Raw genomic sequence first — 25,120 nt, forward strand, 5'->3', positions numbered from 1 at the left:
TCATCCATACCAGTTGCACGTCTCCTTCCTAGGAGGTGTCCCTTGCTACTTCCTGTAGCTGTTCCTTTTTAGCTCCTGCTACGTTTCTCATCCTGATAAACGTCAGTGCCTCCGTGCACAAACAACTATACGGAATCTAAGTTTGAGAAAAAGCCGCGTAAGCAAAAAACTTTCATTTTTTTACTTACAAATTCTTACAAAAACACTAAACCATTAATTTAAAAGAAAATTTATTTTTAACAACTGTAAGCAAAGCTGCTTTTAACGCACAAGCTTGTAAGAGATATCTCACACCATCTATCGGCATTTATCGCTAACTAACGATTTTTGGCAAGTTTAGGTAGTGATAAATGGTAGCGAATGGCCACTAAACGAATAAGCAAAGCGGTCAAAATACAAGCACTTGTAGCAATAGTATCCGAAAACTGTAGGTATAAAGTAGCCACCCAAACCAGCCCACCAACAATACAAGCAGTGGCATACACCTCACGTTGCAGTACTAAAGGAACTTGATTGGCTAATACATCACGGATCATGCCTCCACCACAGGCGGTAATCACTCCCATGGTAACGGCTACAATCATTGGCGACCCATATTGATATGCTTTGTCAGCACCAATCGCCATAAATACCGCCATACCTATAGCATCAGCTACCGGCAGTAACCAGCGAGGAGGCGTAGGAAAGTTATTAAGCAACAATACCGAGCCTAAACTAGCTCCAAGAATTACCCACAAATACAAACCGTTCTCTACCCAGAATACTGGGCTAGCACCTAAAGCCATATCGCGGATAGTACCGCCGCCAATGGCGGTAACACAGGCAAGCACCAAGGCACCAAACAAATCCATTCGGCGACGACTAGCTATCAATACCCCAGAAATGGCAAATATTGCGGTACCAAATAGATCAAGACTAAATATGATGGCGTTGCCCAAAGCGAGTTCCTCTAAAAATTCGGCTGCAATTAGACAACATGTAGACTCAGCAATACAAGATGCAGATCAAACAAAGCCGAAGCCTAATTACTTCGGCTTAATTTGTCACTGTTACAGGCTTAGTCGTAAATGGTAGGAATGGCCTGACGTTTATGTTGGGTACGTTGGTAAATACCAATAAGTTTTTGCTCAACTTCGTCGGCTACTTTCTTGCCTTCTAGGAAGTCATCAATTTGGTCGTAAGTAACACCTAATGCCACTTCATCGGGTAATTGCGGACGGTCTTCTTCAAGATCGGCCGTTGGCGCTTTACCAATCAGCTTCTCCGGTGCGCCTAAATAATCTGCAACCTGGCGAACTTGGCGTTTGTTTAAACCAAAGATAGGCACTAAATCACACGCACCATCACCATGCTTAGTATAAAAACCCGTTAAGTTTTCAGCTGAGTGATCGGTTCCAATAACCAAGCCACCACTTAAGCCAGCTATTTCATACTGGGCAATCATGCGCATACGAGCCTTAACATTGCCTTTGGCAAAGTCGACTGCAGCTTGGGCAGGTAAATCTAAACCAGCAGCCACCAAACTTTCGCTAGCACTAGTATGCAAGCCTTCGGTACCTGCTTTGATATTAGTGGTAACAATATGTGAGGGTTTAATAAACCCTAAAGCTAGCTGCGCATCGGCTTCATCTTTTTGCTCACCAAAAGGTAAGCGCATGGCAATAAAGCGGTAGTCTTCACTATTACTCTCATTATTAAGCTGTTCAACTGCCAACTGCGCTAAGCGACCAGTGGTTGTTGAATCAACACCGCCACTAATACCAAGTACTAGTGTTTTTAAACCAGCTTGTTTTAAACGCGCTTTTATAAAGTCGATTCGACGTTTAACTTCAAACTCTGGATCAATTTCTGGCAAAACCTTCATTTCTGCCAAGATTGCCTGTTTCATTCTGTCACCCCACAGCAAATAATATCCCTAATGCGCAATGTACTTGAGAGACAAAAAAAAACCAAGGGACAAGCTGGTTTACATATACTTAAATCAGCATCAGCGAATTCAAGCAAACATCTCATCAATTTTTAAGGATTAGCAACATGTTAAGACGTACTAAAATAGTCACAACTTTAGGCCCCGCCACCGACCGAGACGATGTACTGGAACAACTGATATTGAGTGGTGCAAATATGGTGCGCCTTAACTTCTCTCATGGAACCGCAGAAGATCATTTGGCACGCGCAGCCAAAGTGAGAGAGTTAGCCAGCAAACATAAACTACACATTGCGATACTGGGCGACTTACAAGGCCCCAAAATTCGTGTTTCCACCTTTAAAGATGGCAAAGTAAACCTAAATGTAGGCGACAGCTTTATTTTAGATAGTGAGCTAGACAAAGGTTTAGGCGATGAAAAACAAGTAGGCCTAGATTACAAACACCTGCCTAAGGATGTTGAACCAGGTGATATCTTATTGCTCGATGATGGCCGTATTCAACTTAAAGTAACGGCGGTAAAAGACAGCCAAGTGACTACCGAAGTCACCATTGGCGGCGTTTTATCTAACAATAAAGGCATAAACAAACTCGGCGGTGGCTTATCTGCAGCTGCACTTACCGATAAAGATAAAGCCGACATTTTAACCGCGGCCAAAATTGAAGTGGACTACCTCGCTGTATCATTCCCCAATAGTGGCGAAGACATGCATTATGCTCGTCGCCTTACTCAACAAGCAGGTTTAGCCACAAAATTAGTTGCCAAGGTAGAACGCGCCGAAACAGTAGCAAGCGAAGAAGCGATGATCGATATTATTAAAGCGTCGGATGCGGTAATGGTTGCACGTGGTGATTTAGGGGTAGAAATTGGCGATGCCGAATTAGTGGGTGTACAAAAAACCCTTATTCGCCTCACTCGAAAATACAATAGAGCAGTAATTACCGCCACTCAAATGATGGAATCGATGATTAGCGCACCAATGCCAACCCGTGCTGAGGTTATGGATGTAGCTAACGCGGTGCTAGATGGTACCGATGCTGTGATGCTTTCTGGCGAAACAGCTGCAGGCCAATACCCTATCGAGACAATACAAGCTATGGCCAGCGTATGTTTAGGGGCAGAAAAACAACGCAGCATTAACGTTTCTAAATACCGCATTAACGATACCTTTGAGAGCATTTCTGAAACGGTAGCCATGAGCACCATGTTTGCTGCCAACCACATGAAGGGCATGAAGGCTATTATTGCGTTAACCGAGTCCGGCAGCACACCACTGTTAATGTCTCGCTTAAGTAGTGGCTTGCCAATATTCTCATTGTCTCGTCATGCCAATACCTTAAGCCGCTGTGCTTTGTATCGCGGTGTATACCCAATTCACTTTGATGAAAGCAGCGAAGACATTATACAAGTATCAAAAATAGCGATTGAACAACTGAAAGAGCAAGGTTACTTGAGCAAAGGGGATTTGGTAATACTGACTCACGGCGACGTATTCGACCAAACCGGTCATACCAACACGAGTAAAATACTAAAAGTAAGTTAGATAAATAGGCAGCTTGCTTCAACTAAGCAAGCTGGTATCTAACGCAATAAAGATGCGGCGCGAGCGCCTTCTACAGGCCGATTAACTGACAGTTTTCGGCCTTTTTTCATGCCGGTTTGAAAGTCTGGGGTAAGTTGCCCCATCGACGCCTTAATTTTAGCTTTAAAGGTTTCGCGGTCTAACTTTTCAAACATCTCATCAAGATAGTCGTCCATATGTTCATTACGACCATTAGTGGTGAGGTCAGGCAGTTTTTCTAGCGCTCCTTCTAACCAACCAGCGGTGAACGAGGTAACTCGGCGCGCCACTGTTACATTGTCGGTGCCCGAGCCAGCAAAGCTATTTCTAAAAGAGCCTACTTGCTGGTTCATTTCACGATAAACAATGTCAAAAGCAAAAGCCGCAAATACCGCACGGTCAGCATGTCCAACAAACTCTGCGCGTTTTAAACCTTTATGATTAACCAATACCGCTTCAACCCCAAAACGGCTATTAATGCCGCGGATAATCCGCAGAATATTTTCACTAACATTGGCAGGTAACAAGGTTTGGGTTGAGGTTTTACCCATTTGAATAAGCTCAATATCAGCTTGTTCTAGACCATGTTTAAGCATAAGCCGATGAGCCATACGAATAGCTTGAGCGGCCTCATGTACATTTGAGGAGTTACCCAACTCTAAACACTTAGCTATTTTTTCTAGGGCGCGTTGACGACTCACGAACTGCAACAACCTCTGCTCAAAAATGAAGCGCTATTTTACTTATTTTAGCCAAATTTTCCAGTTATTCAGCGGCGGTAGCCAGAATCAAAAACAATAAAGGCTTGGAAATAAAAACCAAGCCTTTGATTTTTTAGGGACTGTTGATCTTTGGTGTTGAAATTTTTTTCGAGATAAGCGGGCTTTAATCGCGGCGAGTACTTGGAAGCCTAGTGGGCTAAGCAAGAAGTGCTTAACAAAGAGTAAAGTCCGCTTATCCGAACCCTTCGGGCAGCATTTATTAGCCATTTATTCAGCGTTAGCGAGTGATTATTAAGCCCACTTAACTGCACACTCACTGCCTTGCCTAAATAGCTAATAAATTGCTGCAAAAACCATCAGCAAAGATCAACAGACCCTAGCTATTTCTCGATTTGCGCTGCTTCGCTAGTGGCAGGATAAAAATGCACATCGCGCTGCGGGAACGGAATTGAGATACCGTCACGGTCGAAGCGCATTTTCACTTCGCGAGTAATATCCCAATATACGTCCCAATAATCATCGGTTTTAACCCAAGGGCGAACAATGAAATCAACTGAAGACTCGTTAAGTACATGCAACTTCACCGTAGGCTCTGGTTCTGGCAATACCATCGGGTGTTTTTCTAGCAGTTCATTTAATACTGCTTCAGCCTTTTCAATATCGTCTGAGTAGCCAATACCAAATACCAAGTCCACCCGACGCAGCTTTTGTGCAGTAACGTTTTTAATAACGTCACCCCAAATTTTGCTGTTGGGTATAACCAAAGTTTGGTTATCGATGGTAAGAATAGTGGTAGACACAAGGTTCATGCTTTTCACTTTACCAAATACCCCACCGCCCACTTCTACCATATCGCCTACATCGTAAGGACGATAGATCAGAATCATCAAACCAGCAGCAAAGTTACCTAGAGTATCTTGTAAAGCAAAACCGATAATGAAACCGGCTACACCTAAACCAGCCAGAATAGGTGCCAGCGAAATTCCCACTTGGGCGAGCGCAAACAGTATTCCTATAATGATGACCACCCGTGCGACCGAGGAGATAATCATGTCTTTCATTAATGACGACAAATTTAGTTTGGAAGAATCCAAACTCTTAGTCATAAGTTTACGCACCAAACGCGATAGAGAACGGAAAATGTAATAAATAGCCACCAGCAAAAATAACTTGAAAATCCATTCGCCACCGTGTTCTACAAAGTATTCAGATAAACGTTCTAACCAACGTTTTGCTATGCCACCTAATATGTTTACATCCAGAACATCGGTAGTAATTTGGCCACCCAGCTTAAGTAAGGTTTGCTGGTAGAACGATGCGTTAAAGCCCAACTGAGTAAGCAAATCCACGGTTAATTTGAAGCTTTCTCCGGCAACCGCAAGCTGCTCGGTAACAACCGCTAGTTGGTCTTTAAGGCTTTGATCATCTGGCGTAATTTTAATTAGCTTACCTAGTTCTTCGCGCTTTTTACCAACTAAGCCCACCATGCCAGAGAAAGACTCGGCGCGGGTATATAGTCGATCGATCAAATACTCTTTTTCAGTATCAACACTAAAACCTAAAGCTTGCTGATTTGATATTTGCTGCACCATGGCAGTATAGATAAGGTCTGAACTAGCGAGGTGTTCGATATAAAGTTGGAAAGCTTTAATACCATCAGCTTCTTCTTCGGCGTAAGCCTTATTAAACTCAAGCTGCTGCTTTTCGATACCATTCACTAAATCTTGGTTATTTTGGGCAATAATTTGCTCAACTTCTGCCAATACCTGCTCATCGGCCAGACCTAAGGCCTTTTGCTCAATTAAATATTGAGACAACTGATTGATGGTTTCAAAAGCATGTAAATGGCGTTCTAACAAACGGTGAGAGATAGCCGCCTGCTCAATGCTTGAGACTTGGTCGATATTGGCTTTTATTTTTTCGATTCGCTGTTGCTGGCGCTGGTATTTATCCAACAACAAGGTAGCTTGGTCACTCCCAGAATCGACTGCCATAGCCGAAGTTATTGGAGCGCAGACTAACAATGCTGCTAAGCCCAGAGCACCACAATAACGCGTTAATTCCTTTAACATCACTTTCTCCAACCAACAAAGTAGTAAATAAGCTGTACATGCAGACTAACTGAACGGTTTAAAATAAATCAAACCGCCCCTTAAGAATAGTGGCTTGTTTATATTTTACTATCAGATTTAAGTGCTTATACTAACTAATAGCTCACAATGAAGTGATAAATTATAGAACAGCGCATCTGTAGCTCTGTTTTAGTACTGCGATACAAGGATAGTATATGAAAACCAAGCAGTGGCTCCCTCTTGCTGCCCTAGTAGCAAGCTTTAGCTCTACCAGTTTTGCCGGTGAATGGGTGATAAAAGCCGGTGGCTTTTGGGCGCAAACCGATTCATCTATATCAACTAAAGCATTTGATGGTAGTGACCTAAAACTGGACTTTGAAGACACCTTCAACCTTGAAGAATCTCAGTTTCTTCCTTTCTTCGAAGCCGGCTATAAGTTTAACGAACGCCACTATGTCTATGCCGATTGGCGTCGCTTACATCGGCAAGCCACTACTAAATCAACCTTTGGTTACACCCTTCCTAATAATCCTGATAAAGGTATCCTGGTAGGCGCATCTATTGATACTCGCATGGACATTGACATTTTGCGCGCTGGTTATGGTTACTCTTTCTATAAAACAGAGCGTGCCGAAATTGGTGGTTCTTTAGGCTTGCACGTTATGTTCATTGAAATGGGCTTTAGCGGCGAGATAGCTGGTTGTGTTGATAATAGTGGAACCATTACTTGTGACAGCGCCAATACCAACGGCGAAGTAGTAGATGAGTCAACCACTGCTCCATTGCCTGATATAGGGCTATGGGCGGATTATGACTTATCGGAAGATTGGACAATTGGTGCACATACTCAGTTCTTCTATATATCTATAGACAATACTAGTGGTTACTTAGCCGATTTAAACGCCTCTATCTCTTACCATATCAACCCAAATTGGGATGTTGAGCTAGGTTATAACTACTACCTAGTTGAAGCGGAATGGAATGAAACCACTTTAAAATATAACTATCGCGGGCCAATGCTCAACGTAGCTTATAAATTCTAAACTGGCTTTCTCCAAACTAAAAAAGGCCACAGGCTTTCACTTGTGGCCTTTTTTATTTACCCAATTTTACCGCTTATAGCAGCGATTCTATTCCGTATTCTTTACCGTACTTCTCTACCACAAAGTCGATGTCTTTATCGCCTCGGCCAGACAAGTTAATTAGAATAGAGCCCTTACTACCTTGCTTAGCCAAATTGATAGCATGAGCCACAGCATGGGCAGATTCGATTGCTGGAATAATGCCTTCTAAACGCGAGAGCTCAAAAAAAGCGTCGATGGCTTCTTTGTCGCTTACTACACCATATTGAACCCGGCCTAAGTCTTTTAAGTAGGCATGTTGTGGCCCAACCGAGGGGTAGTCTAAGCCACTAGCGACTGAGTAAACTTGCTCAGGCTCTCCTTGCTCATCTTTAAGCATGTAGGAATGGAAACCATGCATAGTGCCAGGTTCACCTTTGGTTAACGTAGCTGCATGTTCGCCAACTTCTTCTAAACTGCGACCGGCAGGTTCACAACCATGCATAGCTACCGCTTCATCTTCTAAAAAGGCACTAAACAGCCCCATAGCGTTTGAGCCACCACCAACACAAGCCACTAAATTGTCTGGTAGAGATCCGGTCATTGCTTGGAACTGCTCACGTGCTTCTATGCCAATAATTGATTGGAAGTCTCGTACCATCATCGGGAAGGGGTGAGGCCCAACCACCGAACCAATGGCATAAAGCTGGGTATGAGGGTCTGCCATGTAAGCTTGAAAAGCGCTATCTACAGCTTCTTTTAAAGTTTTTCTACCGTGAGTAGCGGGGATAACATTGGCACCTAAAATACGCATTCTCACTACGTTAGGATGCTCTTTAGCAATATCTACTTCACCCATGTGAATATCACACTCTAACCCTAACAAGGCAGCAGCGGTTGCTAAAGCAACCCCATGCTGACCAGCGCCGGTTTCGGCAATAACTTTGGTTTTGCCCATTTTTTTAGCCAGTAGCACTTCACCTAAACAGTGATTAATCTTATGCGCGCCAGTATGGTTTAGGTCTTCACGTTTTAAATAAATGTCGCAGCCATAGGTTTGCGATAAATGTTCGGCGTGGAAAATTGGGCTAGGGCGACCCACATAGTCTTGATACAAACGAGTAAGCTCTTTTTACAAACTCTGGATCTTGGCGAATGTCTAAGTAAGCCTGATTAATATCATTCATTACTGTTTGAAGCTCTGGCGGAATAAAACTTCCACCATATTCGCCAAAATAACCTTCGCTGTTTGGCAGCGGGTGTTCAAACTGTTTGTTCATGGTCTGTCCCTAAAGCAAAACTCTAGTTATACCTAATAAAAGTAGGGATTTATGTGAAAACAGTCGCTAAAACAAAAAAAGCGACCAAAGGCCGCTTTTTATAAACAATTCAAATAATTAAAATTTCTTAACTGGACGTTGCCAACCTTTAATACTGCGCTGCTTGGTTCTAGATATTGCCAATACTTCAGCTTCCACATCGCTAGTAATTGTAGAACCGGCACCTACGGTTGCATTCTTACCCACGGTAACTGGAGCCACTAACTGGGTATCGCTACCAATAAAGGCACCGTCTTCAATCACAGTTTGGAATTTGTTAACACCATCGTAATTACAGGTAATAGTGCCAGCACCAATATTCACTTTTTCACCTACCGTAGTATCACCTAGATAAGTTAGGTGACCAGCTTTAGAGCCTTTACCTAGAGTAGACTTCTTCATTTCTACAAAGTTACCTACATGAGCATCTTGCTCCAGCTTGGCTCCAGGGCGAAGGCGAGCAAATGGACCAGCGGAAGCATCTGCCGCTAAACTAGCTTGTTCAATAATGCTGTTAGCTTTAATGGTGACGTTATCGCCAATCTCACAATCAATCAAAATAGCGTTAGCTTCGATAGTTACATTGTTACCAATGGTAACTTTACCCTTGATAATCACGTTGATATCGATGAAACAGTCCCTACCAATGCTTAACTCACCACGTAAATCAAAGCGGTTAGCATCGGCCAAACTTACGCCATCACGCAGTAGCTGTTCAGCTTGGCCTTTTTGGTAAGCGCGCTCTAAACCGTTTAGTTGAACTCGGTCATTAACCCCTTGCACTTCAACAATAGAGTCGGGTTGTACCGCTTGTACCACGTTGCCTTCTTTAGTGGCCATTTCAATAATGTCGGTAACGTAGTATTCGCCTTGAGCATTGTCGTTACTTAAGTTAGCCAACCAACGGTTAAAGTCATTACTGTTTGCCACTAATACGCCAGTGTTCACTTCTTTAATCGCTAGCTGCTCAGCGGTTGCATCTTTGTGCTCAACAATCGCCGCTACACTGCCGTTTTCACGCACAATTCGCCCATAGCCGGTTGGGTCTTCTTGATCTACGGTGAGTAAACCAATGCCGTTTTCTGGCAAAGCTTCAATTAAGCGCTGAATAGTTTGTTCACTAATTAAGGGGGTATCGCCGTATAACATAACGACCGGCTGATTAGGCGCAAAATGCGGTGCAGCTTGTTGCATAGCATGGCCAGTACCTAGTTGCTCAGCTTGCTCAACCCAGTTTAGGCTTGGGTCTTGAATTTGCTGTTTAATCAATTCACCGCCATGACCGTAAATAAGGTGAATAGCTTCTGGCTTTAATGTTTTTGCAGTATCAATGACGTGCTGCACCATTGGTTTATCCGCTAACTTATGAAGTACCTTCGGCAAAGTTGAACGCATCCTTGTTCCTTTACCGGCAGCCAAAATAACAACACTGAAGTTCATTTTGTTTCCTTATTACAGGTTGATTTTCCCAATCAACCAAAATGATTATCGATAACTTAAACAAGTGTAAGCGAAACGCATCAGCTTTGGAATTATCGTTTAAACAAGCGCTTCATTGGTGAAGGAGTGTAATCCCATAGATGGTCAAACACCTGCATTAATTCGGGGTTTCCATAGCTAGATAATTTAAGCGCATGAAATCGATTTTTTTGCGTTTTTAACTGCTTGATTGTATCTAACAAATCATTAGGTGGAGCAGGGGCAATAAAGTCTGACAATACCACTAAATCCGCATTTTGGTATTTGTCCTCTGTCATTTGCTTAACCGCTTGCTGGAGCGCTGCGGCCATATCGGTGCCACCATGAAAACTGTAAGACAAAAAGTTAAGAACTTCTCTTAAGCCATCTTTCTTGGTGAGTTCGTAAGTGATGAGCTCTGTTGAAAACATAATTACATAACAGTCACGCTGCTCAGCTAAGGCTATTTGCATTAAGCCATAAGCTAGGGCTTTAGCACACTTCTCAGGGAAACCTTGCATAGAGCCAGAGCTATCAATGGCTAAAATGAATGGGCCCTTATCCAGCATGGTCTCGTTAGCTGCTTTTTTATAGGTTTTCACCTTACGCAATTTGCGCTGCTTGCCCTGCATTTGATAGTTCATTAGCTGGTGGTCAACTAAGTGCTTATAAAAAATAACTTCTAACTCTGGATAGGCTAAGAACATGGTTTCATTAGGCAAAAGTTTGGCTAAGTCATCACCTTCGTGCACACCAACTATGTCGTCGGTAACTTGTTCTAATTGCTCCTCAACCAATTGAGGTTCTTCAACCGGTGCATTACTAGCATTTGGGTCACTCACTTGGTCGGCCATTCTGCCTAATTGCTCAGCAATTTTTTGTAGACCTTTTTGCGACTTAAGGAACACCGCAAACTGCTTAAGTAAATTAACTTCACTTTTACGCAGCTTTGCTGCGGCCATATCCCATAACCGGCCTAACTTATTTGAGTCTCCCGATTCGGTCATTTCAGGCATGGCCTGCAGCGTTTCAACCCGTTGATAAAGATCGGCTAGCAAGGCTTGCTTATGCTGCTTCATTTCATCTAACTGAGCTTGATTAAGCGCCTTGGCGATGTTTTCAAACCACTGATTACAAAAGTAACTTTGAAACATTGGGCTATAACGGTGGTGAGGATGAGCAGCCAACTCACTTGCCTTGCCATAAAAGGAAGAACAAACGCTTAACTGTATCAATAAGTCATCTAACTGTTGGCTGAATGCGGCACTATCTAATTCAATAGAACGCTGATACAGCGCTATTTCTTCGGCAAATTTTTCTTCAATGGTGATTTGACCAAGCTGAGCACGAATTTGACTTTTCCATTTGCTAACTTGGCTTTTCATGGCACTTTGAATACCAGGGCTAGACTCTGCAATCATCATCAGTTGCGGACGCATCATCACCTCGCGAACTGCTTCATCAAGCAGTCCCGACTCGGCTAACATCACACCAAATTGCAGGCTATCTAACATGTTTTAACCTAGTTAAAAAAGTCGTTTATATTGCGCATTCTATAAGCCTGTTTATCTAGCAAGCTAGCAACCCCTGATACCATAATATCCACTTCCATTAAGCTTGCTTCTATCGACTCTGGCAGTTGACTAGATATAAAGTTATGGGGCAAGGCACCGTGAAACTGAGCCCGGCTGCGTTTTAGCTCATACTCTGCTTGTTTAATACTAGTTAACACTGCATCAATTTGCTGTTGCCAGCTAGCCACTATATCGTCATCGAGGCCTTGTTGTGTAGCAATGCCTAACAATAAAGGTCGATTAGCTAAATCTTTAATCACTAGCTGGTGGTTAATATCAATATCAAAGCGTAGCTGACATAACTCGGAACCTTCGTTAATCCGCCCAAGCATTTCACAATTACCGCTTTTTATTTTCTTTGAGAACTCGTTTGCATCCACATAGACCCAACGCGTTTCACCTTTGTCTTTTTCACTCACCGACAGATTACTTTGCAATACCACCAGCTTAAATAGCTCGCCACCATGTTTATTAGGGTAACGTTTAGCACTACTAAAATCGTATTTATATTGGTCTTTTCTTAAGCCTGAATCATGAGTGAACTGAAGGGTAAGCTGCTCGCAAATATCATCCACGGTGGCTTGATAATGACGCTCGGCCCCTTCGGCAAGCTCTTTTAGCTTAAGCTGATCGAATGCATGATTGACGGCATAGTCTTGAATACAAGTTTGAATAAACTGGCGATCTTCTAGGTTATGCCAGAGGCAATCTTGCAATAGCAGCAAGTCGAGCGGATTAATCTCTGAACGACCATTAAAAAATGCACTAGTTTGCAACAGGTGTACTGACTTCTTCCAGCGTCGGTCCGACACATAGAGATCACCAACAATGCTGCCTTCACCAGCCAAAGGCAAACCTTGCTCAACCAAGTTTTTAATTAGGTACATTTTCTCAAACACTTCGTCACTCATGGTGACTTGGCCAAGTTGCGCTTGCCATGTTTGATACTCTTCATCACTAATCACAAGGTGTTCGGGGATCTCTTGTAAGCTTTGATTATCGAGCAGCAGGGCTTTGAAGTTGTCTTTTTGCTGAATCCTATTTACAAATACCCGCAGTAACATACGGTCATAAAGCGCTTCTAAGCCGCCATCTTCTTCGGGAAGTTCATTTGAAGCAGAAATAAGTAAGCGCATTGGTACAGGCAAGTTTTCGTAGCTATTTCGAAAAGTGCGCTCATTCACTACCGTGAGTAGGGTATTAAGAATAGCCGGACCTGCTTTCCAGATTTCATCAAGAAAAACAATATGTGCTGTGGGCAAATAGCCTTCGGTTAAACGAACGTACTTACCATTATCTTTAAGCTCTTGAATAGATAAAGGGCCAAACACTTCTTCTGGGGTAGAGAAGCGAGTCATTAGGTAATCAAAGAAGCTTTGGCTTTTAAAGGCTTTTACCAAACGTTTAGCAATCATGCTTTTGGCAATACCAGGCGGGCCTAGCAAAAATACACTTTCGCCTGCTAGGGCAGCCAAAAGACATAGCTTAAAGCTTTCTTCACGTTCGTAGATGCCTGCTGATAAGGCTTTAATAAGGCCTTGAATACGCTCTGAGAGCAAGGCTTTGCTTGCTTGATTTAATGGCGAAATTGTTGCCATATCCATCCCTTGATGAGTGTTAGTTTGAAGCTAAGTTCAAACCCACTAAAAGTAGTTGTTGTTAGCACGAAGCCAAGCTATTTATAACTATAGTAACGGCTATAAAAATAGGTTTCGTTGATGTCAGCATCATTTTTCACAGACAAAAAAGGCGCTCTGGGAGCGCCTTTTTATTATCAAGCTAAATCTATCGGACGTTTTTTCCGAGGATTTCGATAACTTGAAGTTGAGCCATTGCTTTAGCAAGTTCAACTTGAGCTTTCGCAAAATCCACATCGCTGTTGGGATTGCTAATGCTTTCCTCTGCAGCTTGTTTAGCTTGTTGGGCCTTGGCTTTATCGAGCTCGTTGCCTCGAATCGCGGTATCTGCCAACACGGTTACGTTTCCTGGTTGTACTTCCAAGAAACCACCCGAGATGTAAATCACCTCTTCGTGACCATGCTGTTTAACCATGCGAACCATACCAGGCTTAATTGGGGTTAGTAATGGAGCATGACCATGCAATACTCCTAACTCACCCTCTTCACCGGTTACTCGTAAGTGCTCAACGCGTCCAGAGAAAATTTTCTCTTCTGCGCTCACCACATCCAAGTGAACTGTCATCGCTGCCATTTCAGCCTCCTGTTACGCCAATTGGCGAAGCTTACATATTTTTGGCGCGCTCAAGCACGTCATCAATATCGCCTGCATACAAGAACGCTTGCTCTGGAATATCATCGTAATCGCCAGCCAATAGGCCTTTAAAGCTACGGATAGTATCTTTAAGTGGGATAAGTTTACCTGGGTTACCAGTGAAAACTTCTGCTACGTGATAATCTTGAGTTAAGAATTTCTCGATCTTACGCGCACGAGCTACGGTTTGCTTGTCTTCTTCAGACAATTCATCCATACCTAGAATCGCAATAATATCTTTCAATTCTTTATAGCGTTGTAATACGCCTTGCACACCGCGAGCAACTTCATAGTGCTCTTGACCTACGATAAGAGGATCTAACTGACGAGAGTTTGAATCCAGTGGGTCAATCGCTGGGTATAAACCCATTGCAGCAATGCTACGGTTTAGCGTAACGGTTGCGTCTAAGTGCGCGAAAGTGGTTGCAGGAGATGGGTCAGTCAAGTCATCCGCAGGTACATATACCGCCTGAATCGAAGTAATCGAACCAGTCTTAGTAGATGTAATACGTTCTTGAAGAACACCCATTTCTTCAGCCAATGTAGGCTGGTAACCTACCGCTGATGGCATACGACCTAACAGTGCAGATACTTCGGTACCGGCCAAGGTGTAACGGTAAATGTTGTCGATGAACAACAATACGTCTTTACCTTCGTCACGGAACTTCTCAGCCATAGTCAAACCCGTTAACGCTACGCGTAGACGGTTTCCTGGTGGCTCGTTCATCTGACCGTAAACCATGGCTACTTTATCAAGTACCCCGGCTTCTTCCATCTCGTAGTAGAAGTCATTACCTTCACGAGTACGCTCACCAACACCAGCAAACACAGATAGACCTGAGTGAGCTTTAGCGATGTTGTTGATCAACTCCATCATGTTTACGGTTTTACCTACACCGGCACCACCGAATAGACCAATTTTACCACCCTTAGCGAATGGACAAATCAAGTCGATAACTTTTACGCCTGTCTCTAGCAATTCGCTAGAGTTAGCCTGCTCTTCATAAGTTGGAGCAGAACGGTGAATTTTGTAACGCTCTTCCGTTTCAATTTCACCTTTGTGGTCAATAGTTTGACCTAGTACGTTCATAATGCGACCTAGGGTGGCATCACCCACAGGCACTTTAATCGCGTCACCAGTATCAACCACTTCTAGGCCGCGACGTACGCCTTCCGATGCACCCATACAGATACAACGAACTACGCCACCACCAATTTGCTGTTGAACTTCAAGAACTAACTCTTCGCCTTGAACTTCTAGAGCATTGTATACCTTAGGTACACTGTCATGTGGAAATTCAACGTCCACAACAGCGCCAATTACTTGGACGATGTTACCGTTACTCATGTTGATTCCTCTAAATATATTGCTTAGTGCCTTGCCTTAAACGGCTGCAGCTCCCGCAGAAATTTCGCTCAATTCTTGAGTAATCGCTGCTTGACGCTCTTTGTTGTATACCAACTGAAGCTCATCAATCAGGTTACCCGCGTTATCGGTTGCCGCTTTCATTGCAACCATTCGTGCAGCTTGTTCACAGGCTAGGTTTTCCACCACACCTTGATACACTTGAGATTCGATATAACGAACTAGTAGGCCGTCGAGAATTTCTTCAGCACTTGGCTCGTATAAATAATCCCAGCTGCGAGACGCAATTTCTGGATCATCTGCTTTAGGCAGCGGCAATAATTGGTCAATCGTTGGTTCTTGTACCATGGTGTTTACAAACTTGTTGTACACCACATAAATGCGATCTAGCTTGCCTTCATCGTAGGCTTCTAACATCACTTTCACGGTACCGATAAGCTCTTCAACGGTTGGGTGATCGCCCAAGCCAGAGTTTTGAGCTACCACATTACCACCGTGGCTATTAAAGAAGGCTGTTGCTTTACCGCCAATAACGGCAAGGTCAGTTTCAACCCCTTTGTCTTTCCACTGCTGCATGTCGGTGACAACTTGCTTAAACAAGTTAATGTTTAAGCCGCCACACAAACCGCGGTCAGTAGATACCACGATATAACCTACACGCTTGGCTTCTCGTTCTACAGCATACGGATGCTTGTACTCGAGCTTACCTAGCGCGATATGACCAATTACTTTGCGCATAGCTACTGCGTAGGGACGGCTGCTTTCCATTGCGTCTTGCGAACGACGCATTTTACTTGCTGCAACCATCTCCATCGCTTTGGTAATCTTTTGGGTGTTTTTAACACTGCCAATCTTACCTTTAATCTCTTTAGCGCCGGCCATATCTATTGCTCCTATTCGTCAGGTTTGATTACCAAGATTGCGTTGATTTAAAGCTTTCAATTAAGCCTTTAATCGATGCATCAATCTCGTCGTTGTAATCGCCTTTTTCGTTAATAGTCGCTAATAGATCGGCGTACTCGTTGTTAGCATAAGCTAGCAACGCTGCTTCAAAATCAACAATCTTATCGATTTCTACGTCAGCTAAGTAACCTTTTTCAGCGGCGTATAGACCTAGTGCTTGTTCAGCAACAGATAATGGGCTGAATTGCTTCTGCTTCATTAACTCGGTTACTTTTTGACCGTGGTCTAACTGCTTACGTGTTGCATCATCTAAGTCAGAAGCAAACTGAGCAAATGCTGCTAGTTCGCGGAACTGTGCCAATGCAGTACGAATACCACCAGACAGTTTCTTAATAATCTTAGTTTGTGCTGCACCACCTACACGCGATACCGAAATACCTGGGTCAACCGCCGGACGAGTACCAGAGTTAAACAACTGGCCTGTTAGGAAGATCTGACCATCGGTAATCGAAATTACGTTGGTTGGTACGAATGCTGATACGTCACCGGCTTGGGTTTCAATAATAGGCAAAGCAGTTAATGAACCTGATTTACCTTTTACTTCACCTTTAGTGAACTCTTCTACGTACTGTTCGTTTACCTGAGAGGCACGCTCTAGTAGACGAGAGTGAAGGTAGAATACGTCACCTGGGTAAGCTTCACGGCCTGGCGGACGACGTAGTAGCAAAGAAATTTGACGATAAGCTACGGCTTGCTTAGACAAATCATCATAGATGATTAGTGCATCTTCACCGCGGTCACGGAAGTATTCACCCATGGTACAACCCGCGTAAGGCGCTAGGTATTGTAGTGCGGCTGAATCTGATGCAGAAGCTGCAACAATGGTGGTGTACTCCATTGCGCCGTATTCTTCTAGCTTACGTACTACGCTAGCGATAGTAGAGGCTTTTTGGCCAATCGCTACGTAAACACATTTAATGCCAGAGCTTTTTTGGTTAATGATGGTGTCAACAGCGATAGCTGTTTTACCAATCTGACGGTCACCAATAATCAACTCACGCTGACCACGGCCGATTGGAATCATTGAGTCAATCGCTTTAATACCTGTTTGAACAGGTTTATCTACCGATTTACGTTCCATTACGCCAGGTGCAATTACTTCGATTGGCGAGAAGCCATCGTTGTCTACTGCTCCTTTACCATCAATTGGCTCACCTAGTGTATTTAGTACACGTCCTAGTAGGCCACGACCTACTGGAACTTCCAAAATACGACCAGAACTTTTTACTTTGTCACCCTCTGCTAAGTCAGCATAAGGGCCCATTACTACCGCACCTACAGAATCACGCTCTAGGTTTAATGCGATAGCATAACGGTTACCAGGAAGCTCAATCATCTCGCCTTGCATTACATCAGCAAGACCATTAATGCGAAGAATACCGTCACTTACAGAAACGATAGTACCTTCGTTACGAGCTTCACTGACAACTTCAAACTGCTCAATACGTTGCTTGATCAGTTCGCTTATTTCAGTGGAATTCAGTTGCATGCTCTATTCCCCAATTACGCTTGCAGTGTTTCAGAAAGTTTCGCCAATTGCCCTTTAACAGAGCTATCAATCACTAAATCACCGGCTTGAATAATCACACCGGCCATTAGTGAGGCGTCAACACTACAGTTAAGCTTCACTTTGCGTGCTAAACGCTGTTCCAAGGAAGCACTAATTTGCGCTTGCTGCGCGGCATCTAACTCGGTAGCGGAAACAACATCAGCGGTTATTTCCTTAGCCAATTCGGCCTTATACTCCAAGAAAAGAGCTAACACAGCAGGCAACGCATTTAAACGTCCGTTCTCAGCCATTAACTTAATTAAGTTAAGGCCATGCTCGTTAAGCTGTTCGGCACATACTGTGGTAAATAAATTAACCAAAGTATTTGCTGACTCCCTTTTCAGTTGAACTGCAACGTGCTCATTGGCTGCCACTTCGGCAACAAATGCTAGCATCTCAGTCCACTGTTCTAAGGCTTTTTGCTCAACAGCAAAATCAAACGCAGCTTTAGCGTAGGGACGAGCAATAGTGGTTAAATCAGCCATAAGCTCTACCTTTTATCCCTTATTTCAGCTCAGCGACTAGCTTATCAACAATCTGCTTGTTGGCTTCTTTGTCGATTGAACGCTCAAGAATTTTCTCAGCGCCAGCGATGGCTAAAGCAGCTACTTGTGCACGTAACTCTTCACGAGCACGATTACGTTCAGCTTCAACTTCTGCGTTACCTTGAGCAAGAATTTTTTCTCGCTCAATGTTAGCCAGCTCTTTTGCTTCGTCGATGATTTGAATTTTGCGCTTGTTAGCTTGCTCGATAATACCAGCAGCTTCGGACTTGGCGTCTTTCATTTGCTCTGAAGCTTTCGCTTGAGCTAATTGAAGATCCTTTCCGGCACGTTCAGCGTCAGCTAAACCATCCGCAATTTTCTTTTGACGAGCTTCAATCGCATCGATTAATGGTGGCCATACGTATTTAACGCAGAACCAACAAAAAATCGCGAACGATATCGCTTGTCCAAACATGGTTGCATTGATATTCACAACGACACCTCCTATTTGTTAGGAATCGAAGGATTAACCTAACAAGGCAACGAACGGGTTAGCGAATACGAAGAATAACGCGATACCCACGGCAATCATTGAGATCGCATCTAGTAGACCAGCAATAATAAACATTTTAGTTTGTAGTGCAGGGGCTAGCTCAGGCTGACGGGCTGATGCTTCTAACAATTTACCACCTAAAAGTGCAAAACCGATAGCAGTACCAAGAGCGGCCATGCTCAGCATGATTGCAACAGCGATAATAGTTAAACCAACAACAGTTTCCATGATTTTCTCCAAATAGTATTTATTAGGTTAAAACAGTTTTTATTAAACTTAATTAGTGATCTTCATGGGCTAAAGCTAGATAAACTATCGTTAGCATCATGAAAATAAACGCCTGAAGCACAATGACCAGAATATGGAAAATTGCCCATGGCACAGATAAGGTCCATTGAGCCCATAAAGGAACAAGTGCGGCAATAAGAATAAAGATCAATTCACCTGCATACAGGTTACCGAACAGACGCAAAGCGAGTGAGAAAGGTTTAGCCAATAAGGTGACCGATTCTAACAAGAAGTTGAATGGAATCATTGACCAATGGTTGAAAGGATTAAGCGTTAGCTCTTTTGTAAACCCTTTCAGTCCTTTTACTTTAATACTGTAAAAAATGATTAAACCAAACACGGCAATAGACATGCCCAATGTAATGTTTAAATCAGTAGTAGGTACAATTTTAAAGTACTCAGCGCCCATAAGTCCGGCGACGTGGGGTATAAAGTCAACAGGGACTAGATCCATCAAGTTCATGAGGAAAATCCACACGAAGATGGTTAGACCAATTGGCGCAATAACACGGTCGGTGCGATGGAATGCGTCACGAACGGCTCCATCAACAAACTCAACCATCATTTCAACAAAACATTGAAACTTGCCAGGTACGCCAGTTGTTGCTTTTTGCCCTGCCTTATAAAAAAGAAATAAGAACAAAGCGCCCAAGCCAACTGAAAACAGGAGTGAATCAATGTGCCAAGTCCAGAACCCTGCATCCTTACAAGCGTAATTAAATGCCAGACCGCCATCGGCCATACACATTTGAGCGTTTGTAAGGTGGTGCTGGATATAGCCTGAAACGTTACCTTCAGCAGCCATTTATCATCCTATTTTTGTTACTAAGAAAAATAGAGGCAGTCCATTGTGTCAAAGTACTAAAAACAAAGCCTAGCAATAGTGCTAAAGGCACTACATCTAGCAAGGCAAAGGCTAGTATGAACATAATGGCTGTTAGAGAAAGTTTTACGACTTCCCCGAGATAAAAGCTCAATACTACGTATTTTCGATGTCTAGCTCCCACAAACATAAATGCCATGGCAGTAAACAGCGCATTTGGTAGTAAAAAGATTATTCCTCCGAGTAACACAGAAATGGCAGTCTCTTTATCAAAAAAGAAACCACTTTTAAGTGTTAGCAGTGCGACAAACCCTGTCTGAAAGATAACAAAATATAACGCCTTAAGGCGTACTTCTGTTGTTAAAGACCCAGACATTCTCGACCTCTACTAGTTTTTACATTTAACCCATTACCTATAAGTAGGTAAAAAGGGCTTGCGAAAAAGCCTAATGATTATACGTTGAACGCGCACTTTTGCAATCAGAAGCAAAGCGGAAGTCACCAATTTGTAACAGCTTACATAAACAAATAGCGGTTATTGTTAATTTTTATGTTACAAACCAGCGATTTTGGTCATTTTTTGGTGAAAGTTAGGTAATCAAGATCAAAGAAATGTAGGTAAGAATAGTTTATAAAAACTAAAGTGTTTCATCGGAATCGATGAAGAGCGCCAAAATAGCATCTAATTCATCCAAGTTTGCATAGTCTATAACCAACTTACCTTGGCCTTTTTTGTTTTGCTGAATTTTCACACCAGCACCTAAGCGTTCGCTTATTCTTTGCTCTAATCTGTTAATATCTGGATCAACTTTAGCTGCTTGTTTAGGGGCTTTAGGGTTTAAAACTGCCTTAACCAGCTTTTCTGTATCACGAACCGTTAATCCTTTGGCAGCAACATTACGTGCAGTTTCGGCTTGAGTTTCTCCACTTAAAGCTAACAAGGCACGCGCATGGCCCATTTCGATATCGCCATGCTCCAATAAGATTTTCACATCGTTATCAAGGCTATTTAAACGCAGCAGGTTGGTTACAGTTGTACGAGATTTACCTACCGCTTCAGCGACCTGCTGATGTGTAAGTTCAAATTCGTTCATTAAACGGTCAAGGGCAACCGCTTCTTCCATTGCATTAAGATCTTCACGCTGAATATTCTCAATAAGCGCAATAGCAACCGCGTTTTCATCACTCACGTTTTTGATTAAACAAGGAACATCGTGCAGATGAATTTGTTGCGAGGCGCGCCAACGGCGCTCACCGGCAATAATCTCAAATTGATTATCACCCACTTCTCGAACCACAATGGGTTGAATAACCCCTTGTGCTTCTATCGAGTGAGCCAGTTCCTCAAGTGCTTCAGCCGACATGTCTTTACGAGGTTGGTACTTACCAGGGCGTAACCATTCGATAGGTAGCTTACGCAGTTCACCACGGTTTTCATCAACGGTTTGCTGATTAGTATCGGCTTTAGTGTCCTCTTCAACTTGACGTTGACGAGCGTTATTACTGGTACTGAGTAATAAATCTAATCCTTTACCTAATCCACGTTTTCTCGCTGACATGTCTTTATCCGTATTCATTAATCTACGACCACCGCTTGTGCTTCTTCTTCATGGCGGCGAATAATTTCACCCGCTAAAGCAAGGTAAGCCTTAGAACCATTTGACGTTTTATCATAATACATGGCTGGTTTACCAAAGCTAGGGGCTTCGGCTAAACGCACATTTCTTGGGATCACAGTTCGGTAGACTTTTTTACCAAAATGCTGCTTAAGCTGATCACTTACATCTGACGATAATCTATTTCGCGGATCAAACATGGTGCGCAAAATGCCTTCAACTTGTAGATCAGGATTAACCACAGAAGCCAATTTACTAATGGTATCAACTAAAGCGGTTAAGCCTTCTAAGGCGTAATACTCACATTGCATTGGCACCAATACACTGTCGGCAGCAGCCATTGCGTTAACGGTAAGCATGTTGAGCGAAGGTGGGCAATCTATGAAAATGTAATCGTAGTAGTCACGCACGGGCGCTAATGCATTACGTAAGCGTACTTCGCGCGCGAAAAATTCCATTAATTTAATTTCGGCAGCGGTAACATCAGAGTTAGCTGCAATTAAATCGAAAAATCCGCTGGTATCTTTTACCGTTACTTGATCGATAGGTTCTTCATCAATCAGTAACTCATAGGCTGTTTTTGGAACATCGTATTTATCAACACCACTGCCCATGGTGGCATTACCTTGTGGGTCTAGGTCAATCAACAATACTTTGCGTTTAGTGGCCGCCATAGACGCCGCTAAATTTACGCTGGTTGTAGTTTTTCCTACGCCACCTTTCTGGTTGGCAACCGCAATTACTTTACCCACAATATTTTCGCCTAAGGGTTATTTTTATCAATAATAACTAGATGTCGCTGACCTTCAAGTTCGGGAACCGTTAAACTCTCGATACTGTGCAGTTTTAAGCCTTCAGGCAGGTTTTCTAGCTCTTGTTCAGGCACTAAGCCTTTTAAAGCATAGAATTTACCATTATTTGCGGGTAGGTGAGAACACCAGTTAAGCATATCCTCTAAAGAAGCGAACGCTCTGCTTATTACGCCATCAAAATCGAGGTTTTGTTGGTAGTTTTCTACTCGGCTCTGCACCGCGGTTACATTATCGAGTTTGAGTAAATGACAAACTTGGCGAATAAAAGTAATTCGTTTCCCCAAACTATCAAGCAATACAAACTGTTTATCAGGATTGATAATGGCCAAGGGAAGACCAGGTAGCCCAGGCCCTGTACCAACATCAATAAAACGCTCGCCTTGTAAGTAAGGACTTACCACTAAACTATCGAGAATGTGTTTTACCATCATCTCCATAGGATCTCTTACCGAGGTAAGGTTGTAAGCTTTATTCCATTTATCGAGCTGCTCAACCAAACTAACCAGTTGAGAGATTTGCAGCTCGGTAAGCTGCAAAGACGTTTGAGCCAATAAGCCCTGTAAGCGAGATTTTAACACCCGATCATCCTAAGCTGACTTGCGTGCCAAGTCGTGTTTTTTCAAATATACCAATAGCAATGATACCGCAGCTGGAGTTACTCCCGAAATACGTGCTGCTTTACCTATGGTTTCTGGTCTGGCATTGGTTAGTTTTGCAACTACCTCATTTGATAGACCGCTAATTTTAGAGTAATCCAAATCTAAAGGTAGCAAAGTATTTTCATGCTTTTGGGTTTTCTTAATTTCTTCTAATTGGCGTTTAATATAGCCATCATATTTGATCTGGATTTCAACTTGTTCAGCGGCGGCTGGTAGTTCTAATCCAGGTCCAAAGCCATCAATTTCCATCAATTGTTGGTAGTTAAGCTCTGGTCTGCGAATCAACTCTTCTAGAGAATGCTCGCGAGTAATTGGATTTTTCAACAATGGGTTTAGCTGATCCAATTGCTTAGAACTGGTATGAACCCAAGTGTCTTTTAAGCGTTGGCGTTCTAACTCAACCGCTTCCACTTTTTGATTAAACAACTGCCAACGATGATCGTCTACTAAACCAAGCTTACGACCTTGCTCAGTTAAACGCATATCGGCGTTGTCTTCACGTAACAATAAGCGATATTCGGCACGGCTAGTGAACATACGGTAAGGTTCTTTAGTGCCTAAAGTCGCTAAATCGTCGATCAACACGCCCATGTAAGCTTGATCGCGTCGAGGTGCCCATGCGTCTTTGCCTTGAGCGTAAAGGGCAGCATTAGAGCCAGCAATTAAACCTTGGGCACCGGCTTCTTCATAACCGGTAGTCCCGTTGATTTGTCCAGCAAAGAACAAACCTTTTAAGTATTTGTTTTCAAGGCTTTGTTTTAAATCACGAGGATCAAAGAAGTCATATTCAATGGCATAACCCGGACGGGTTATATGGGCATTCTCTAAACCTTTCATCGAGTGAACTAATTCAACCTGAACATCAAAAGGTAAGCTGGTAGAAATACCATTTGGGTACACTTCGTGAGTGGTTAAGCCTTCAGGCTCAATAAAGATCTGATGTGAGTTTTTATCGGCGAAGCGAGTTACTTTGTCTTCGATAGATGGGCAATAACGCGGCCCAATACCTTCAATCACACCGGTAAACATTGGGCTTCTGTCTAAACCATTACGAATAATGTCATGAGTAGACTCGTTGGTATGAGTGATATAACAAGGGATTTGCTGTGGATGATCGCTTTGTTTACCAATAAACGAAAATACCGGTGTAGGTGTATCACCAGGCTGTGGCTGCATTTGACTAAAATCGATACTGCGCGCATCAATGCGAGGTGGAGTACCGGTTTTTAAGCGATCAACTCGTAGCGGTAGTTCTCGAAGTCGTTGAGCTAAAGCAATTGACGGCGGATCACCAGCTCGGCCACCAGCATGGTTATTTAAACCAATGTGGATCATGCCACCAAGGAATGTTCCCACAGTGAGCACTACGCTGCGTGCACGTAACTGTAGGCCCATTTGAGTAACCACCCCTACTACTTGATCATTTTCTACGATCAAGTCGTCACAGGCTTGTTGAAAGATAGTTAGGTTGGCTTGATTTTCTAAACGCTCACGGATCGCGGCTCGATAAAGTACTCGGTCTGCTTGTGCGCGAGTTGCACGAACTGCTGGGCCTTTAGATGAGTTCAAGGTTCTAAATTGGATCCCTGAAAGGTCGGCAGCCTGTGCCATTAGGCCACCTAAGGCATCAATTTCTTTTACTAAGTGACCTTTACCAATACCACCAATGGCTGGGTTACAAGACATTTGACCTAAAGTCTCAATGTTATGAGTAAGCAACAAGGTATTTTGACCCATGCGTGCAGCTGTAGCTGCTGCTTCAGTACCGGCATGACCACCACCGATCACTATTACGTCATATTGTTGTTTATAGAACATTTGTTATTACCTCGAACCAGCCTAATCCCAAAAGGGTGCGACATTTTACTGGTTAAGTGGCGATAAGGGAATGCTTAGATCAGAATTAGATCTGTACTCGATCTCTTATAAATATATATAAGATCTTTTTTTAAAGATCTTTTATTAGATCTACTATTAGTAACTTGCTGATCTGTAGATAAGTGATTTTTTAGCTTTATGATCATTAACTTAATTAAGATC

The 25,120-nt window shown here is 43.0% G+C and carries 22 protein-coding genes and 1 pseudogene; 2 read left to right on the top strand and 21 right to left on the bottom strand.

Annotated features, from left to right (window positions below; genetic code table 11):
* Positions 1-317: 317 nt before the first annotated feature.
* A complete protein-coding gene (locus tag LQZ07_RS24295; protein ID WP_152785111.1) occupies positions 318-938 on the bottom strand; it encodes a trimeric intracellular cation channel family protein in 621 nt (206 codons plus the stop codon).
* A 119-nt stretch (positions 939-1,057) separates the two neighbouring features.
* Positions 1,058-1,888, bottom strand: a complete 831-nt coding sequence (gene nadE / locus LQZ07_RS24300; protein ID WP_152785109.1) for an ammonia-dependent NAD(+) synthetase — start codon at positions 1,886-1,888, stop codon at positions 1,058-1,060.
* A gap of 146 nt (positions 1,889-2,034) precedes the next feature.
* On the opposite strand from nadE, the gene pyk reads away from it, so the two are divergent.
* The gene (gene pyk / locus LQZ07_RS24305; protein WP_152785107.1) at positions 2,035-3,471 is read left to right on the top strand and encodes a pyruvate kinase; all 1,437 of its coding nucleotides are present in this window, start codon (positions 2,035-2,037) and stop codon (positions 3,469-3,471) included.
* 38 nt (positions 3,472-3,509) lie between these two features.
* Here pyk and LQZ07_RS24310 read toward each other — a convergent pair whose 3' ends face one another.
* Together LQZ07_RS24310 and LQZ07_RS24315 are read right to left on the bottom strand one after the other, a co-directional pair.
* Positions 3,510-4,190: a DUF2786 domain-containing protein gene (locus tag LQZ07_RS24310; RefSeq protein ID WP_016400243.1), complete on the bottom strand. Its 681-nt coding sequence runs from the start codon at positions 4,188-4,190 to the stop codon at positions 3,510-3,512.
* Between the two features lie 401 nt (positions 4,191-4,591).
* Positions 4,592-6,283, bottom strand: coding sequence for a mechanosensitive ion channel family protein (locus LQZ07_RS24315; protein ID WP_016400245.1), 1,692 nt, complete (start codon positions 6,281-6,283; stop codon positions 4,592-4,594).
* 215 nt (positions 6,284-6,498) lie between these two features.
* Between LQZ07_RS24315 and LQZ07_RS24320 the strand changes: the two genes are divergently transcribed.
* The gene (locus tag LQZ07_RS24320; RefSeq protein ID WP_152785103.1) at positions 6,499-7,326 is read left to right on the top strand and encodes an outer membrane beta-barrel protein; all 828 of its coding nucleotides are present in this window, start codon (positions 6,499-6,501) and stop codon (positions 7,324-7,326) included.
* A gap of 73 nt (positions 7,327-7,399) precedes the next feature.
* Here the strand turns inward: LQZ07_RS24320 and trpB are convergent.
* From trpB to mnmG, 17 genes and pseudogenes are all read right to left on the bottom strand, one after another.
* Positions 7,400-8,624: pseudogene (gene trpB / locus LQZ07_RS24325) on the bottom strand (tryptophan synthase subunit beta).
* Positions 8,625-8,741: 117 nt separating this feature from the next.
* Positions 8,742-10,103, bottom strand: coding sequence for a bifunctional UDP-N-acetylglucosamine diphosphorylase/glucosamine-1-phosphate N-acetyltransferase GlmU (gene glmU, locus LQZ07_RS24330; protein ID WP_152785101.1), 1,362 nt, complete (start codon positions 10,101-10,103; stop codon positions 8,742-8,744).
* Positions 10,104-10,195: 92 nt separating this feature from the next.
* Positions 10,196-11,635 (bottom strand): ATPase RavA stimulator ViaA, encoded by a 1,440-nt coding sequence (viaA, locus tag LQZ07_RS24335; protein ID WP_152785099.1) that lies wholly within the window; start codon positions 11,633-11,635, stop codon positions 10,196-10,198.
* A gap of 8 nt (positions 11,636-11,643) precedes the next feature.
* Complete coding sequence (locus LQZ07_RS24340) at positions 11,644-13,293, bottom strand: ATPase RavA domain-containing protein (protein ID WP_152785097.1); 1,650 nt, start codon at positions 13,291-13,293, stop codon at positions 11,644-11,646.
* 187 nt (positions 13,294-13,480) lie between these two features.
* Positions 13,481-13,906: a F0F1 ATP synthase subunit epsilon gene (locus LQZ07_RS24345; protein ID WP_016400252.1), complete on the bottom strand. Its 426-nt coding sequence runs from the start codon at positions 13,904-13,906 to the stop codon at positions 13,481-13,483.
* 31 nt (positions 13,907-13,937) lie between these two features.
* Positions 13,938-15,314, bottom strand: coding sequence for a F0F1 ATP synthase subunit beta (gene atpD / locus LQZ07_RS24350; RefSeq protein ID WP_016400253.1), 1,377 nt, complete (start codon positions 15,312-15,314; stop codon positions 13,938-13,940).
* A gap of 36 nt (positions 15,315-15,350) precedes the next feature.
* On the bottom strand, positions 15,351-16,214 hold the full coding sequence (gene atpG / locus LQZ07_RS24355; protein WP_016400254.1) for a F0F1 ATP synthase subunit gamma: 864 nt from the start codon (positions 16,212-16,214) through the stop codon (positions 15,351-15,353).
* A gap of 28 nt (positions 16,215-16,242) precedes the next feature.
* A complete protein-coding gene (atpA, locus tag LQZ07_RS24360) occupies positions 16,243-17,784 on the bottom strand; it encodes a F0F1 ATP synthase subunit alpha (protein ID WP_016400255.1) in 1,542 nt (513 codons plus the stop codon).
* 14 nt (positions 17,785-17,798) lie between these two features.
* Positions 17,799-18,329, bottom strand: a complete 531-nt coding sequence (gene atpH, locus LQZ07_RS24365; protein WP_016400256.1) for a F0F1 ATP synthase subunit delta — start codon at positions 18,327-18,329, stop codon at positions 17,799-17,801.
* 19 nt (positions 18,330-18,348) lie between these two features.
* Positions 18,349-18,822, bottom strand: coding sequence for a F0F1 ATP synthase subunit B (atpF, locus tag LQZ07_RS24370; RefSeq protein WP_016400257.1), 474 nt, complete (start codon positions 18,820-18,822; stop codon positions 18,349-18,351).
* Between the two features lie 33 nt (positions 18,823-18,855).
* On the bottom strand, positions 18,856-19,110 hold the full coding sequence (gene atpE / locus LQZ07_RS24375) for a F0F1 ATP synthase subunit C (protein WP_016400258.1): 255 nt from the start codon (positions 19,108-19,110) through the stop codon (positions 18,856-18,858).
* A gap of 52 nt (positions 19,111-19,162) precedes the next feature.
* Complete coding sequence (atpB, locus tag LQZ07_RS24380) at positions 19,163-19,975, bottom strand: F0F1 ATP synthase subunit A (protein WP_152785095.1); 813 nt, start codon at positions 19,973-19,975, stop codon at positions 19,163-19,165.
* Positions 19,965-20,369, bottom strand: a complete 405-nt coding sequence (locus LQZ07_RS24385) for an ATP synthase subunit I (RefSeq protein WP_051147554.1) — start codon at positions 20,367-20,369, stop codon at positions 19,965-19,967. Before LQZ07_RS24385 ends, atpB begins: the two co-directional genes overlap by 11 nt.
* 262 nt (positions 20,370-20,631) lie before the next feature.
* On the bottom strand, positions 20,632-21,552 hold the full coding sequence (locus LQZ07_RS24390) for a ParB/RepB/Spo0J family partition protein (protein ID WP_016400262.1): 921 nt from the start codon (positions 21,550-21,552) through the stop codon (positions 20,632-20,634).
* 17 nt (positions 21,553-21,569) lie between these two features.
* On the bottom strand, positions 21,570-22,361 hold the full coding sequence (locus LQZ07_RS24395; protein WP_016400263.1) for a ParA family protein: 792 nt from the start codon (positions 22,359-22,361) through the stop codon (positions 21,570-21,572).
* An 11-nt stretch (positions 22,362-22,372) separates the two neighbouring features.
* Positions 22,373-22,999 (bottom strand): 16S rRNA (guanine(527)-N(7))-methyltransferase RsmG, encoded by a 627-nt coding sequence (rsmG, locus tag LQZ07_RS24400; RefSeq protein WP_016400264.1) that lies wholly within the window; start codon positions 22,997-22,999, stop codon positions 22,373-22,375.
* A gap of 9 nt (positions 23,000-23,008) precedes the next feature.
* On the bottom strand, positions 23,009-24,898 hold the full coding sequence (gene mnmG, locus LQZ07_RS24405) for a tRNA uridine-5-carboxymethylaminomethyl(34) synthesis enzyme MnmG (protein WP_152785093.1): 1,890 nt from the start codon (positions 24,896-24,898) through the stop codon (positions 23,009-23,011).
* Positions 24,899-25,120 lie beyond the last annotated feature (222 nt).

This window comes from Agarivorans sp. B2Z047, from assembly GCF_023373605.1.
Taxonomy (GTDB): domain Bacteria; phylum Pseudomonadota; class Gammaproteobacteria; order Enterobacterales; family Celerinatantimonadaceae; genus Agarivorans; species Agarivorans albus.

What these genes read in the sequence shown, in the direction of transcription:
- nadE (WP_152785109.1), bottom strand. Translation starts at nt 1,888, where the DNA reads ATGAAACAGGCAATCTTGGCAGAAATGAAGGTTTTGCCAGAAATTGAT.
- pyk (WP_152785107.1), top strand. Translation starts at nt 2,035, where the DNA reads ATGTTAAGACGTACTAAAATAGTCACAACTTTAGGCCCCGCCACCGAC.
- LQZ07_RS24315 (WP_016400245.1), bottom strand. Translation starts at nt 6,283, where the DNA reads ATGTTAAAGGAATTAACGCGTTATTGTGGTGCTCTGGGCTTAGCAGCA.
- LQZ07_RS24320 (WP_152785103.1), top strand. Translation starts at nt 6,499, where the DNA reads ATGAAAACCAAGCAGTGGCTCCCTCTTGCTGCCCTAGTAGCAAGCTTT.
- glmU (WP_152785101.1), bottom strand. Translation starts at nt 10,103, where the DNA reads ATGAACTTCAGTGTTGTTATTTTGGCTGCCGGTAAAGGAACAAGGATG.
- viaA (WP_152785099.1), bottom strand. Translation starts at nt 11,635, where the DNA reads ATGTTAGATAGCCTGCAATTTGGTGTGATGTTAGCCGAGTCGGGACTG.
- LQZ07_RS24340 (WP_152785097.1), bottom strand. Translation starts at nt 13,293, where the DNA reads ATGGCAACAATTTCGCCATTAAATCAAGCAAGCAAAGCCTTGCTCTCA.
- LQZ07_RS24345 (WP_016400252.1), bottom strand. Translation starts at nt 13,906, where the DNA reads ATGGCAGCGATGACAGTTCACTTGGATGTGGTGAGCGCAGAAGAGAAA.
- atpD (WP_016400253.1), bottom strand. Translation starts at nt 15,314, where the DNA reads ATGAGTAACGGTAACATCGTCCAAGTAATTGGCGCTGTTGTGGACGTT.
- atpG (WP_016400254.1), bottom strand. Translation starts at nt 16,214, where the DNA reads ATGGCCGGCGCTAAAGAGATTAAAGGTAAGATTGGCAGTGTTAAAAAC.
- atpA (WP_016400255.1), bottom strand. Translation starts at nt 17,784, where the DNA reads ATGCAACTGAATTCCACTGAAATAAGCGAACTGATCAAGCAACGTATT.
- atpH (WP_016400256.1), bottom strand. Translation starts at nt 18,329, where the DNA reads ATGGCTGATTTAACCACTATTGCTCGTCCCTACGCTAAAGCTGCGTTT.
- atpE (WP_016400258.1), bottom strand. Translation starts at nt 19,110, where the DNA reads ATGGAAACTGTTGTTGGTTTAACTATTATCGCTGTTGCAATCATGCTG.
- atpB (WP_152785095.1), bottom strand. Translation starts at nt 19,975, where the DNA reads ATGGCTGCTGAAGGTAACGTTTCAGGCTATATCCAGCACCACCTTACA.
- LQZ07_RS24385 (WP_051147554.1), bottom strand. Translation starts at nt 20,369, where the DNA reads ATGTCTGGGTCTTTAACAACAGAAGTACGCCTTAAGGCGTTATATTTT.
- LQZ07_RS24390 (WP_016400262.1), bottom strand. Translation starts at nt 21,552, where the DNA reads ATGTCAGCGAGAAAACGTGGATTAGGTAAAGGATTAGATTTATTACTC.
- mnmG (WP_152785093.1), bottom strand. Translation starts at nt 24,898, where the DNA reads ATGTTCTATAAACAACAATATGACGTAATAGTGATCGGTGGTGGTCAT.